The sequence below is a fragment of the Arenibacter algicola genome, from assembly GCF_018860365.1.
Classification (GTDB): Bacteria; Bacteroidota; Bacteroidia; order Flavobacteriales; family Flavobacteriaceae; genus Arenibacter; species Arenibacter algicola_B.
In genome coordinates, this window is sequence record NZ_JAHKPO010000024.1 from 212,018 (window position 1) to 224,774 (window position 12,757).

The following is a 12,757-nucleotide window of genomic DNA, read 5'->3' on the forward strand; positions in this document are numbered from 1 at the left end:
TTGCCTTATTTTACTTTTCAATTACCTTCCTTCCTAATCTCGCTCCTAAGCCCTATCTTTGTAATTTAGAATCAGTTTTAATAATGACTGAATAAGAATGATTTAGGATGAAATTAGACAAGAAAGACATACTTAAAGCCCTTGAAAACATCACTGTCCCAGGAGAAGGACAGAATATGGTGGAAAGTGGCGCGGTTAAAAATATTATGGTTTTTGGGGACGAGGTAGTTGTTGATATTACCATTTCCAACCCAAGTTTACAGGCGAGAAAGAAAACCGAAGTTGAAATTTTGAAGGTGATACACGAGAAGGTCTACAACAAGGCCAAGATTACCGTGAACGTAAAAGTGGATGCCCCCGCTGCCAAGCCCAAGGTTAATGAGATAAAAGGAAAACCCATCCCAGGGATTAAAAATATTATTGCGGTCGCTTCTGGAAAAGGAGGGGTAGGAAAATCCACGGTTACGGCAAATTTGGCCGTCACCTTAGCTAAAATGGGGTTTAAAGTGGGCCTATTGGACGCAGACATTTATGGTCCTTCCATGCCCATCATGTTCGATGTTGCCCAGGAAAAACCTTTGGCCGTAAATATTGAAGGGAAATCCAAAATGAAGCCCGTAGAAAATTATGGCGTAAAACTCTTGTCCATTGGATTTTTTACCCAACCCAATCAGGCGGTAATTTGGAGAGGCCCCATGGCTGCCAAAGCGCTCAATCAAATGATTTTTGACGCCCATTGGGGTGAGTTGGATTTTATGTTGCTGGATCTTCCTCCAGGAACGGGGGATATACATTTAAGCATTATGCAATCCTTACCAATTACAGGGGCAGTGGTAGTAAGCACCCCGCAGGAAGTGGCCTTGGCCGATGCCCGAAAGGGAGTGGCCATGTTCCAACAAGATTCCATAAATGTACCCGTGTTGGGAATCATAGAAAATATGGCGTATTTTACACCAGAGGAATTGCCCAATAACAAATATTATATTTTTGGAAAAGAAGGAGCCAAGCATTTGTCAGAGGATTTAAATGTTCCTTTTTTAGGGGAGATACCTCTAATCCAAAGTATTAGGGAAGCCGGTGATGTAGGAAGGCCAGCGGCACTACAAACGGCAACTGCAATTGAAACAGCTTTTGAGGAAATTACAAAAAATGTAGTTCAGGAAGTGGTGGATAGAAACAAAAGTTTACCTCCAACGGAGGCTATTAAAATAACTACAATGGCAGGTTGTTCGGCTGTTAAAAAGAAGTAATTATGACATCGATTGAACTTAAAAACAACGTTGAAAAGGCTTTGGAGGAAATCCGTCCTTTTTTGCAAAGTGATGGAGGGGATATTTCCCTAATTTCCATAGACAATGATAATTCGGTTAAGGTTAAATTGGAAGGGGCCTGTGTAGGCTGTTCGGTAAACCAAATGACCCTAAAAAGTGGCGTGGAAATGACCATAAAAAAATATGCCCCGCAAATACAGGAGGTCATAAATGTGGTCCAATAAGCTGACTTTTATCATAATCTATTTTCAATTCCTTTTTTAGCTTTGTAGCTATTTTAAGTTCTTTTTTCCATGATTAAAACCGATATTCTGATTATAGGTGCAGGCCCAACAGGACTTTTTGCAGTTTTTGAAGCAGGCCTGTTACAGCTTAAATGCCATTTAATAGACGCATTACCACAAGCAGGTGGGCAGTGTTCCGAAATTTATCCTAAGAAGCCTATTTACGATATACCAGGATTCCCTGAAGTATTGGCAGGTGATCTGGTAAATAACCTTATGGAACAAATAAAAGCCTTCCAACCCGGATTTACTTTGGGGGAACGGGCCAATACTATCGAAAAATTGGAAGATGGCACCTTTTTGGTAACTACCAACAAGGGTACCAAACACAATGCCCCAATTGTGGCAATTGCCGGTGGCCTTGGTAGTTTTGAACCTAGAAAACCCTTAATAGATAGAATTAAGGATTATGAAGACAAGGGTGTGGCCTATTTTATAAAGGACCCAGAAATATATCGCAATAAAAAAGTGTTGATTGCCGGTGGTGGTGATTCCGCCCTGGACTGGAGTATCTTCTTGGCCGATGTTGCTTCGGAAGTAACTTTGGTACATAGAAGAAATGAGTTTAGAGGTGCTTTGGATTCCGTAGAGAAGGTACAGTCCTTAAAAAACCTTGGAAAAATAAATCTTATTACCCCCGCAGAAGTAGTTGGCTTAAAAGGATCGGGGAAATTAGAGGCCGTAGTAATCAACAAATCCGGCGATGAGGATGAAGAAATCATCAAAGAAATAGACCATTTCATCCCCTTGTTCGGGCTGTCGCCCAAGCTGGGACCTATTGCGGATTGGGGATTGGAAATTGAAAAGAATGCCATAAAAGTGGATACTTTCGATTACCAGACCAACATTCCAGGTATTTATGCCATTGGGGACGTAAATACGTATCCCGGAAAACTAAAATTGATCCTTTGTGGCTTTCACGAGGCAACCCTAATGTGCCAAAGTGCCTACCAACGTATTTTCCCGGACAAGAAATATGTAATGAAATATACTACCGTAGGCGGTGTATCCGGTTTTGATGGAAGTAAAAAAGAAGCCCCTAAGGCAGTAGTAAAGGCCATTGATTAAAAAAAACAACCAAATCCTAAAGTAAATCCCTTAAATTTGCTGGCTATTAGCAAAAAAGAATATTTCTGGCATGAGCGATGTTAAAATAAAAATTAAGGACAGGGACGGGGTTGTTCACGAGGTAGACGCACCCACGGATATGAATATGAACCTAATGGAGATAGTTCGTTCCTACGAACTTGCCCCTGAGGGAACCATTGGTATATGTGGTGGTATGGCCATGTGCGCCTCCTGCCAATGTTATGTAGAGTCTGACCATCAATTACCCGAAATGTCCGATGATGAGGACGCCATGCTTGCCGAAGCTTTCAATGTAAAGGATAACAGCCGCCTAGGTTGCCAAATCCATATCACAGAAGATTTGGAAGGCCTAGAAGTGGAGTTGGCGCCTGAGAGTTAACAATTAGCATTATTGTGCATCTCCGGGATTATTGTATTCTTGGACCCCACAATCCAATACACATAGTGTACCGTGGTTGAGAGCTAACTATTGGCATCCTAATATCAAATCAGGTCACAAGTACTGCCAATAGAAATTAAATCCTCGCCTGATAGGTAAATAAGTTAAAGTATCGTCCTTCTTTTGCTATTAGCTCATCATGAGTGCCTTTTTCCGCAATTCTCCCATCTTCTATTACAAGAATCTGATTGGCTTTCCTTATGGTACTCAATCTATGGGCGATGACAAAAGTAGTCCTTCCTTCGGTTAGGGTGGCTAAACTTTTTTGAATCAGGGCTTCACTTTCCGTATCCAAATTGGAAGTAGCTTCATCCAATATCAAAATTTTTGGATTGGCCAAAACGGCCCTGGCTATAGCAATACGTTGGCGCTGTCCGCCTGAAAGCTTCACTCCGCGTTCCCCAATTAGTGTGTCCAATCCTTTTTCGAACCTATCGGTGAATTCATCCACATAAGCGGCCTTAACGGCCTTTATAACTTCATCCTCCGTTGCATTGGGCCTAGGGAACATTATATTTTCCCTGATAGTGCCTTCAAACAAAAATTCATCTTGCAGAACAACCCCTAAATTCCGGCGATAACTGCTCAAATCAACTTTGGAAAGATCCTGACCATCCACGGTAATGGTCCCGGAGAGAGGGTTTAAAAAGGTTGCCGCCAAACCGGCTATGGTGGATTTTCCTGAACCGGAGCTGCCCACTAGGGCTACCACATTGCCCGACTTTACTTCAAAACTAACGTTGTGCAATACATCCTTATCCTCTTCATAGGCAAAAGAAACATCATTAAAGGCTATATCCCCTTTTATGTTTTCCAGGATAATTGTCCTTTCCTCTTCATTGGCTTCAGGTATCATATTCATTAGTTCTTCCGTACGGTCCAAGCCGGCAAGTGCCTCTGTTAGTTGACTCCCTATATTGCTCATTTGCACAATAGGTGCGATCATGATGCCCAAAACAAAGGTAAAGGACAAAAAATCCCCAAGACTCAAGCCTTCATACATTATTTTATACCCACCAATTCCCATAATTCCTGTAGTGGCAATACCAATTAAGAAAGTGGCCGAACTGGTCATAAAAGCGGTTGCCGTTAGGCTCTTTTTTACATTTTGAAACAACAGTTCCACCCCGTTCTCAAAAACCTTGGTCTCCTGCTCCTCAGCATTAAAGCCTTTAATTACCCTGATTCCGCTCAAGGTTTCTGTAAGCCTCCCTGTAACTTCGGCATTTATTTTTCCCCTATTTCTAAAAATAGGTCTAATAATCTTAAATGCTTTTAAGGCTATAAATGCAAAAATGGCCAATGGAATAAAGGTAAAGAAGGTCATAGATGGACTTATCCACAACATGTAAACCAAGGCACCTATGGCCGTAATGCTTCCCCCTACCAATTGTACCAGTCCTGTCCCAATAAGGTTGCGAACTCCCTCGACATCGGACATGATTCGGGAGACCAAAGCCCCTGATTTTGCATTATCGAAAAAACGGATCGGGAGCGAGAGTACTTTTTTCTGTACTTGAGCCCGTAGCTCCGAGATAAGGTATTGAGCCTGCACACTTAAAATTTTTGTCAACATAAAAGAAGTTATGGCCCTTACCAAAATAGACAGGATTACCACGCCTACCAAAATTTTGAGCATGTCCATATTTTTATTGGGTATAACATCATCCATAAAATATTTCAGGGAGATAGGGCCTACAAAATTGGCGGCATTGCTTATGACAATCAAGAACAGACCAATAAAAACCATATTTCGCCGAGGCCAAATTATAGTTTTAAAGGCGGTAAGCATACTAACTTTTTTATCGGACATTATGAATTATATTTTGATTGAGAGGATTTTTGAGGTATAAATGTACTTAAAGTTATTGGTAGGCAAACCATGAAACTTTCTCTGTTACTACTTAATTATAGTCCTCAGCTAACATTAAAAAACAGAAAGTATCCTAAGACTTGATCACAAATCTGAATGGAAGAGAATTGTCATTAATCAAAAATAGGAAGTACTACGGGATACAATTCATCCACGAATCTCTTATACGCCTCCCCTGAAGGATGTAGGCCATCCCCTGCTACTAAATCGGGATTGGTCAATCCATTGCGCGTTATGTCCGTAATATTTACAAAAGGAACACCATTCTGCAAAGCCGTAGCTTTTGCAAAGGCATTGTATTCATCAATTTCCTTGGAAATTTTATCTGTATTTCTACCTTCCGCAAATGGGGTATAAGCATAATCCGGAATGGAAATAACCACTACATTTTTTGGATTACCATAAGCCAATGTAATGGCCCGTTCCAAAAGTTGGGGAAACTCTTTGGTATATACCCTAAATGGCTTGCCTTGATATTGATTATTGACCCCGATTAAAAGGGTTACCAAATCATAGGAAGGCAACAAGGTCCCCTTGTTTATTGCATCCAATAAATTATCTGTACGCCATCCGGTTACAGCAATAATTTCGGTATTGACCGACACTTTTAAACCTTGCTCCAGTCTCTCCTTTAGTTGGATTGGAAAGCTTTCTGCAGTAGTAACGCTGGCACCAATGGTATAACTATCCCCCAAAGCCAAATAATTATATGTCCCAGATTCATTTAAATGTGGTCCAACCGATTCATTGGCAAGGGTAGAAGGCGGCTCTGTTTCCAAAATATTGTCCATGGAAGGTTCAATAGAGGACAACTCCCTTTCTTGGGAACATCCGAAGAAAACAATAGCAATGACAAATAACAATGATAACCGCATTGAAAGTGTTTTTTATAATTTACGAAAGAAAAGGCTAAGAGGTTTGTTCCAATTCAAAAAAGATCAAATCTTTTTTTAACCCCAATAATGACGAATTTTAAATTCAAATATAAAACTACCTAAACCATAGCGGTTTCCTTGATAATTAAAATCTGGTAAACTTGTGGCAATAGCGCTTGTGAATTACTTATTTCTTCTAGAATTCCTAAGCAATCTTAAGGTATAGGGGATTAGGATAAGCAGTAGGTTAATAATCAATAAATAGTAATATCCTTTCATACTGGTCAGTGTTTTTGATATTTATCGAGTTATTCCTTTATGATAATTATGGTGGCTTTGGACCCAGTGGATAAATTCCACATATTGGAATGTATCATTTTACCTTCATCATCATAAACATTAACTTGGGCCGTATTGGGACCTGAAGTACCTTGGTTCAGTGCCTCGAAATCAATTCTATTAAAGCCCTTCTGTAAATCTAGGTTAATTCCTTTAAAGGAACCTGTTAGAAATATATTAGGTTCCACCACCTTATCATTGAGCAATATTCTTACCCTGTCGCCATCTACGTATTCATGGTCACGGCAAACAATACCTACGAATTTCCCATTGCTCTTAATATCGCCCAAATACATATTCCCGAAAAAGGTAGAAGAGCCTTCCTTTTCCTTTTCACCAATTTTTGGATCTATTTTTAAACCATAGCCAGCCTGCACCAATTCCCTGTCCGGAAGCATCTTCACATTTCTAGCGGTAAGGGAATCCCTGAGATTGGTAGTGGGTTTTAAGGTAATAATGGACGGCATTTTCAAAGCAGTTCCCTGATTGGGATTTTCCCTAACCCCCCTGTCCCCTTCTATTTTTAGAGGATTGGTGGTAGGAAGGTCTGTTTGGGCCATACCCAACTGCGAAAATAAAAATAGAACGCAAAATAAAAATACTATTCTCATATAGCCATTTAAGGTACCTATCAGCTACAAAAATATCAAATACCTTGCCATGTGTCACTAAAATGCTGTTAAATTCACAGAATAACAAAAAAACCGGTTTAAGCATGAGCTTAAACCGGCATTAATAATTCAGGGGAGAATTCCTTAATTTTTGACCGTATCCACCGGACCCAATTGGGCAAATTCATCCTCTGTAAATAAACGGGACTTAATAACAAAGCGCAATCCCAATGGTATTTCCAAGGAAAAACTAGAACCCCGGCCTTTGGTGATATCTATGGTCAATTGGGTATGTTTCCAATATTCAAATTGATCCTTCGACATATAGAAAGGACAGTTTGCAATATCTCCTAGATAAACATCGGTTTCATTTAGCATTAATTCCCCTTTTGGAAAACACATGGGCGAAGACCCATCACAACAACCTCCAGACTGATGGAACATGAGCTGCCCATGCTGGGACTTTAGTTGCTCCAATACCCGCCTTGCATTTTCTGAAATCAATACCCTTTTCACCATTTCACATTACTTTAATTCTTAAAAGAACCCAAGTGCTTTTTTGTCGTAGGAAATAAGCATGTTTTTAGTCTGCCTATAGTGGTTCAACATCATTTTATGGGTTTCCCTACCAATACCGGATTTCTTATACCCTCCAAAAGGAGCATGTGCTGGATACGTATGATAGCTATTTACCCATACCCTACCGGCTTTAATGGCCCTTGCTACCTTATAAGCCTGGTGCGTGTCCCTTGTCCATACTCCGGCTCCCAGTCCATATAAAGTGTCATTGGCAATCTCAATGGCCTCGGCCTCATCCTTAAAGGTTGTTAGGCATACAACTGGGCCAAAGATCTCTTCCTGAAAGACCCTCATTTTATTGTTTCCTTTTAGAATGGTAGGCTGAATATAGTAACCTCCTTCCAAACCTTCATTGTAGGCGGCACTACCACCCGTAAGCACTTCACAGCCCTCCTCTTTTCCTATTTTGATGTAGTTCAGTATTTTTTCATATTGATCATTGGAGGCCTGGGCGCCCATCATGGTTTCAGGATCTAACGGATGTCCCAACCTAATTTTGTTGGTACGGGCTACAACCCGCTCAATAAATTTTTCATAAATACTTTCCTGTACCAAGATACGGGATGGAGAGGTACAAACTTCGCCTTGATTAAAGGCAAACATTGCGGCTCCCTCCAAGCATTTGTCGAAGAATTCATCATCTGCCTCCATAATACTTTCAAAAAATACGTTGGGCGATTTACCTCCTAATTCCAAGGTAACAGGGATTATGTTTTTGGAGGCATACTGCATAATAAGTTGGCCTGTAGTAGTCTCACCTGTAAATGCAATCTTATTGATCCTTGGATTGGAAGCCAAAGGTTTACCTGCCTCAATACCAAATCCGTTCACTACATTGAGCACACCGCCCGGCAATACATTTTCTATAAGTTCCATTAACACAAGAATACCCACTGGGGTTTGTTCTGCTGGTTTTAAAACTACACAGTTTCCAGCAGCCAGTGCAGGTGCCACCTTCCAAGCGGCCATAAGCAGTGGAAAGTTCCAAGGAATAATTTGCCCAACAACTCCTAAAGGCTCCGGAATGTTTAACGAAAGGGTATTGGCATCCAGTTCACTGGCCGTGCCTTCCTCTGCCCGTATGACCCCCGCAAAATAGCGAAAATGATCTATGGCCAAAGGCAAATCGGCTGCCATGGTTTCCCTAATTGGCTTACCGTTGTCCCAGGTTTCGGCCCGTGCCAAGACTTCTAGGTTTTGTTCCATGATATCCGCAATTTTCAATAACAAATTGCTCCTGGACGCCGCTGAGGAATTATTCCATTCCGGGGCTGCAGCCCATGCGGCATCCAACGCCAGTTCAATATCCTCTGCAGTAGATCGTGCTATTTTCGTAAAACTATTGCCATCCACCGGTGAGATATTATCAAAATACTCCCCTTTGGTGGGCGAAACCCATTTACCCCCAATAAAGTTTTCATACTGACTTTTAAATACTGGTCTTTCAACCCTGTTCTGTGCTGTGGTCTTTACATCTCCCATGATCGTATATTTTTAATTAATATTAAATTTCATTTTGCCAATCGCCATTGGCCGAGCCATATCCTAAGTGTAAGTGGCTTGTTTTCAAATGTATGAAGCGTTTTTGTTAAAATTCTGACCCATCCTATCAATAACATGAACTATCCTATCAATAATTGCCTATATCCTAATTTGACGGGTTTAATTTTGTATTTTTATTAAAATAAGCTCGTAGAATTATAATTAATGACAATTTAAACAAGTCCGTGATGCAGCTGTCCAACGCTTACTTTAATAATAGGAAATTGGAAACTTTGGTCGAGAATCAAACGACCTATACGTTGAACAATGCTGCCATGCACGTTTTTGAAACCCATCAGCAGGCGGAACAAATATTGCTCCAATTTGACCAACCCGTACTGGCAAGTATGCTAAGTGGCAAGAAAATTATGCATCTCAGGGACCATGAGTCCTTTAACTTCTTACCCGGTGAGTCGCTAATATTGCCATCCAAAGAAGTAATGTGTATTGATTTTCCCGAAGCAAAGGCCAGCAACCCTACCCGTTGCCTGGCCATGGCCATTTCTGAAGATAAAATAAAGCAGATGTTAAGGGTAATGAATGAAACCATGCCCAAATTGGATGGCAAGGAATGGGCTTTGATGGATTATAATTTTCATTTCACCAATGATATCGGTCTCTATCAGATTTTACAGCGATTGCTTTTTCTATTCACAGAGAATCATCCGTCCAAAGACCTTTTTGTAGACAATATGCTAAGCGAATTGATAGTGCGGATATTACAGAGCAATGAGCGCAAAATTTACACGGAACAAACACTGGAAATCAGCAACACCAGCAGGCTAGGGTATATAGTCTCCTTTATTAGGGAAAACATTTACCAGCCTCTAAGTATTGAAACATTGAGCAAAAAGGCCCATATGAGCGAGTCCCATTTTTACAGGGTCTTTAAAAATGAACTTGGCATTTCTCCTGTGGAATTCATTAATAATGAACGAATTAAACTGGCCGTTAGCCTTTTGCAGGACCCAAAACGCACCATAAAAGAAGTTTTTATGGAATGCGGGTTTGAAAGTAGATCTTATTTTAACCGTGTATTCAAGAGAAAGAAAAATGTTTCCCCAGGTGAATATCAAGCCAATGTTGTTCGGGAAAAGAGATTTTAAAGGTATCGGAAACGACCCATTAACTACCCCAAACCTTTCTTAGAAACCGAATAAAATTATTGCTCATTATATTTTCAATATCCGCTTCCGAATAGCCTCTTTCTGAAAGCAGCTTAGGAACCTTTTGAAGGTCTGTGATCGTATCCAGGTCGGTTGGACATTGCTCTTTCCCAAAGCCTCCATCCAGATCGGTCCCTATCCCAACATGCAGGGAATTTCCAGCTAACTGGCAGATATGGTCTATGTTGTTGATCATTTGTGTAAGGGTAACATCCATTCTCTCAGGTGTTGAAACCCCTCGAACCCAATCAGGGACCATCATCCAAGCATCCAGGGCTATTCCAATTACTGCATTCCTACCTATAAGTTCCCTTATTTGTTCATCAGTGAATTGTCTGTTATGCTCCACAAATTTTCGGCAATTATTGTGGCTTGCCCAGACCGGACCATTGTAAACCTTCATGGTTTCCCAAAAACTTACATCGCATAAATGGGTAGCATCCAGTATTAGGTTTAATCGTTCTATCTCCTTTAGAAGCTCCTTCCCTTTATGTCCAATCCCTCCAACCGAATCCGTTCCGTGTGCATAGGTCCCCGGACCATAATGAGCAGGACCAATGGCCCTGAGACCCTGTTCATAGGAACGCTCCAGATGTTCTAAAGTAATTATGGAATCGGCACCTTCCAAACTAAGTATATAGCCAATGGGGCTTTTGTCCTTGCCTTTTTTCCATACGTCCAAATGTGCATCCAACTCGGCCAAATTTCTAATTTGGACCATTTCGCCTATTTCCTCCATAGCCCTGTACCAAGCCAACTGTCCCTGGGTCTGGGCCCAAGCTTGGTAGGGAGAGTTCCACCCGGGCAAAGGGTTTTCCTTCTTTACATATCTTGCTATTTGGGTGGCAACACACAATCCTATATTCCCATTGCGCATGGCATCAAAAGACACCGTATTATTGGCTCTATCCGGTTTATCGGTCATGCCCTTTTCGCTTTCCCTGATATCAGCTATGGTCCAAGTTAAATCCCTGTTCCATTCCATGGCATTCATAGCCAGATCCAAATGGGCATCAAATACGAACATATTTTTAAATTTATCCCAACTGTAGGCCCAACCTATAATTATTGGTCCTGGTAAAGGAGAGGTTTATATATTTATTTTAAGATTTCTTGCAGCTACCTGCCAGGCACCGGTTAAGCTTCCATCAACTACGGTTAGGACTTCTTTATATTTAGCTACGGTTGGACAAATATGTACTGGAATAGCATAAACGGCGTCCCCCACCGTGAACATTTCATCATTGGGGCATTGCACAATTAAATGCTCTTCACTCTGCCCTATTTGGGTACAACCTTCTCCTTCCAACAACATTACCCTTGGGAAATTCATCTCTGAAGCCAAGTGTTTATGTCCCAAATCGAAACAGACTAAATTGGCCTTAGGTTTACTGATTACCCTGGTCAATAAAACAGCGGCCGGCAGAAACTCCATGTCCTTATAGGAGGCCGCATAGCCAGCATCCCATAAAAGTGTTGTTCCCGGGCTAGTTTCCACCCCTTCGCGCTTTAAATGAATGGGAAAGGTTGGCGAACCACCGGCCACAATGGCGGGAATGGGAAAGCCCAGTTCTTCCAAAGATCTTTTCAAATCCAAAACCGCTTCAAAATCTTCATTGCATTTCTTCTCTCTTTCAAGTAGCTCCTTGTTGTGAATGTGCCCGTCATATACGTGCAATCCTGCGGCCTTCAAATTGGGGTCTTCATATATTTTTTTATACAATTCCACAGCCTCGGCATTGGGTGGAATACCAGTTCTGTTCATCCCATTGTTTATATCCAACCAAAGAGGTACAAGAACGCCTTTTTCCCTGGCAATTTTAGCAATTTTTTCAACAATCCGCACGTTATCAACAATGGCAGAAAATTGACTGTTTGGAAATTCCAAAATCAGCCTAAAAAATCGGTTTATATTGGGGCCCACAGGTTGTACGGCAAGTAGTATATCCGCTGCGCCGCAATTCCCCAGGAGTTCGGCTTCGGCAATGGTAGCACACTTAAATTTTTGGATACCTCTATTTAACTGTAGTTGAACAATCTCTGCGGTTTTATGTGTTTTTATATGTGGCCTAAAGTTTAGGGTACCACCGGCCATGGCTATCATGGTGCTTATGTTTTTTTCTATCCTATCCGGATAAACCAAAAGGGCAGGGGTAATTATATCCTTTGGGTCCGTAATTCTATACCATTCCTCGTTCATTATAGCATTGGGTTTTACATCAATAAAGCTCAAACATCGCCTCAACCTCTACGGGAATATTATCGGGTAGCATCATCCCTACAGCACTGCGTACACCAATACCATTTTCCTTACCAAAAACATCGGCCAACAATTCACTAAAGCCATTTATTACAAAGGGCTGTTTTCCAAAATCCGGGGTTGAATTTACCATCCCCAAAACCTTTACTACCCTTTTTATTTTGTCCAAGCTACCAAAATGTGTCTGAATCGTAGAGAGCATTGTAAGACCTACCTGTCTTGCAGCCAGTTTGGCTTCTTCGGCGTTCATATCAAAACCTGCTATCCCGATCATTAAAGATCCGTCGTTTTGAATTGGGCCCTGGCCCGAAACATATAAAAACTTATCTACTACCAAAATAGGCCTATACACCCCGGCCGGTTTTGGGGCTGGAGGAAAAACCAATCCTAATTCCTTAATTTTTTCTGTAGGTGAACTACTCATAATTG

The 12,757-nt window shown here is 41.2% G+C and carries 13 protein-coding genes; 5 read left to right on the forward strand and 8 right to left on the reverse strand.

Going from position 1 to position 12,757, the window contains the following annotated elements; translation table 11 throughout:
* Positions 1–107: 107 nt before the first annotated feature.
* The 4 genes from KO529_RS19515 (at position 108) to KO529_RS19530 (ending at position 3,023) form a co-directional block, all read left to right on the forward strand.
* A complete protein-coding gene (locus tag KO529_RS19515) occupies positions 108–1,250 on the forward strand; it encodes an Mrp/NBP35 family ATP-binding protein (protein ID WP_215949538.1) in 1,143 nt (380 codons plus the stop codon).
* Between the two features lie 2 nt (positions 1,251–1,252).
* Positions 1,253–1,495: a NifU family protein gene (locus tag KO529_RS19520; RefSeq protein ID WP_072860500.1), complete on the forward strand. Its 243-nt coding sequence runs from the start codon at positions 1,253–1,255 to the stop codon at positions 1,493–1,495.
* Positions 1,496–1,564: 69 nt separating this feature from the next.
* A complete protein-coding gene (locus KO529_RS19525; RefSeq protein ID WP_215949539.1) occupies positions 1,565–2,623 on the forward strand; it encodes an NAD(P)/FAD-dependent oxidoreductase in 1,059 nt (352 codons plus the stop codon).
* Between the two features lie 70 nt (positions 2,624–2,693).
* Positions 2,694–3,023: a 2Fe-2S iron-sulfur cluster-binding protein gene (locus KO529_RS19530; RefSeq protein ID WP_031445582.1), complete on the forward strand. Its 330-nt coding sequence runs from the start codon at positions 2,694–2,696 to the stop codon at positions 3,021–3,023.
* Between the two features lie 136 nt (positions 3,024–3,159).
* Here KO529_RS19530 and KO529_RS19535 read toward each other — a convergent pair whose 3' ends face one another.
* The 5 genes from KO529_RS19535 to KO529_RS19555 all read right to left on the reverse strand — a co-directional run bounded on the left by KO529_RS19535 (position 3,160) and on the right by KO529_RS19555 (position 8,842).
* Positions 3,160–4,896: an ABC transporter ATP-binding protein gene (locus KO529_RS19535; RefSeq protein ID WP_215949540.1), complete on the reverse strand. Its 1,737-nt coding sequence runs from the start codon at positions 4,894–4,896 to the stop codon at positions 3,160–3,162.
* A gap of 173 nt (positions 4,897–5,069) precedes the next feature.
* On the reverse strand, positions 5,070–5,831 hold the full coding sequence (locus tag KO529_RS19540) for an SGNH/GDSL hydrolase family protein (RefSeq protein ID WP_252734478.1): 762 nt from the start codon (positions 5,829–5,831) through the stop codon (positions 5,070–5,072).
* A 308-nt stretch (positions 5,832–6,139) separates the two neighbouring features.
* Positions 6,140–6,781: a hypothetical protein gene (locus KO529_RS19545; protein WP_215949541.1), complete on the reverse strand. Its 642-nt coding sequence runs from the start codon at positions 6,779–6,781 to the stop codon at positions 6,140–6,142.
* Between the two features lie 144 nt (positions 6,782–6,925).
* Positions 6,926–7,300: a DUF779 domain-containing protein gene (locus KO529_RS19550; protein WP_215949542.1), complete on the reverse strand. Its 375-nt coding sequence runs from the start codon at positions 7,298–7,300 to the stop codon at positions 6,926–6,928.
* A gap of 18 nt (positions 7,301–7,318) precedes the next feature.
* Positions 7,319–8,842 (reverse strand): aldehyde dehydrogenase family protein, encoded by a 1,524-nt coding sequence (locus KO529_RS19555; protein WP_111622421.1) that lies wholly within the window; start codon positions 8,840–8,842, stop codon positions 7,319–7,321.
* Between the two features lie 248 nt (positions 8,843–9,090).
* On the opposite strand from KO529_RS19555, the gene KO529_RS19560 reads away from it, so the two are divergent.
* Positions 9,091–10,008: an AraC family transcriptional regulator gene (locus KO529_RS19560; RefSeq protein ID WP_215949543.1), complete on the forward strand. Its 918-nt coding sequence runs from the start codon at positions 9,091–9,093 to the stop codon at positions 10,006–10,008.
* 19 nt (positions 10,009–10,027) lie between these two features.
* Here the strand turns inward: KO529_RS19560 and KO529_RS19565 are convergent, their stop codons facing one another.
* The 3 genes from KO529_RS19565 to KO529_RS19575 all read right to left on the reverse strand — a co-directional run bounded on the left by KO529_RS19565 (position 10,028) and on the right by KO529_RS19575 (position 12,752).
* Positions 10,028–11,095: a dipeptidase gene (locus KO529_RS19565; protein WP_215949544.1), complete on the reverse strand. Its 1,068-nt coding sequence runs from the start codon at positions 11,093–11,095 to the stop codon at positions 10,028–10,030.
* Between the two features lie 63 nt (positions 11,096–11,158).
* On the reverse strand, positions 11,159–12,268 hold the full coding sequence (locus tag KO529_RS19570; protein WP_215949545.1) for a D-TA family PLP-dependent enzyme: 1,110 nt from the start codon (positions 12,266–12,268) through the stop codon (positions 11,159–11,161).
* 19 nt (positions 12,269–12,287) lie between these two features.
* Positions 12,288–12,752 (reverse strand): RidA family protein, encoded by a 465-nt coding sequence (locus KO529_RS19575; protein ID WP_215949546.1) that lies wholly within the window; start codon positions 12,750–12,752, stop codon positions 12,288–12,290.
* Positions 12,753–12,757 lie beyond the last annotated feature (5 nt).

Excerpts from the sequence above, each read along its gene's own strand:
- KO529_RS19565 (WP_215949544.1), bottom strand. The coding sequence starts at position 11,095 with ATGTTCGTATTTGATGCCCATTTGGATCTGGCTATGAATGCCATGGAA.
- KO529_RS19560 (WP_215949543.1), top strand. The coding sequence starts at position 9,091 with ATGCAGCTGTCCAACGCTTACTTTAATAATAGGAAATTGGAAACTTTG.
- KO529_RS19515 (WP_215949538.1), top strand. The coding sequence starts at position 108 with ATGAAATTAGACAAGAAAGACATACTTAAAGCCCTTGAAAACATCACT.
- KO529_RS19545 (WP_215949541.1), bottom strand. The coding sequence starts at position 6,781 with ATGAGAATAGTATTTTTATTTTGCGTTCTATTTTTATTTTCGCAGTTG.
- KO529_RS19525 (WP_215949539.1), top strand. The coding sequence starts at position 1,565 with ATGATTAAAACCGATATTCTGATTATAGGTGCAGGCCCAACAGGACTT.
- KO529_RS19530 (WP_031445582.1), top strand. The coding sequence starts at position 2,694 with ATGAGCGATGTTAAAATAAAAATTAAGGACAGGGACGGGGTTGTTCAC.
- KO529_RS19535 (WP_215949540.1), bottom strand. The coding sequence starts at position 4,896 with ATGTCCGATAAAAAAGTTAGTATGCTTACCGCCTTTAAAACTATAATT.
- KO529_RS19550 (WP_215949542.1), bottom strand. The coding sequence starts at position 7,300 with ATGGTGAAAAGGGTATTGATTTCAGAAAATGCAAGGCGGGTATTGGAG.
- KO529_RS19555 (WP_111622421.1), bottom strand. The coding sequence starts at position 8,842 with ATGGGAGATGTAAAGACCACAGCACAGAACAGGGTTGAAAGACCAGTA.
- KO529_RS19540 (WP_252734478.1), bottom strand. The coding sequence starts at position 5,831 with ATGCGGTTATCATTGTTATTTGTCATTGCTATTGTTTTCTTCGGATGT.
- KO529_RS19570 (WP_215949545.1), bottom strand. The coding sequence starts at position 12,268 with ATGAACGAGGAATGGTATAGAATTACGGACCCAAAGGATATAATTACC.
- KO529_RS19575 (WP_215949546.1), bottom strand. The coding sequence starts at position 12,752 with ATGAGTAGTTCACCTACAGAAAAAATTAAGGAATTAGGATTGGTTTTT.
- KO529_RS19520 (WP_072860500.1), top strand. The coding sequence starts at position 1,253 with ATGACATCGATTGAACTTAAAAACAACGTTGAAAAGGCTTTGGAGGAA.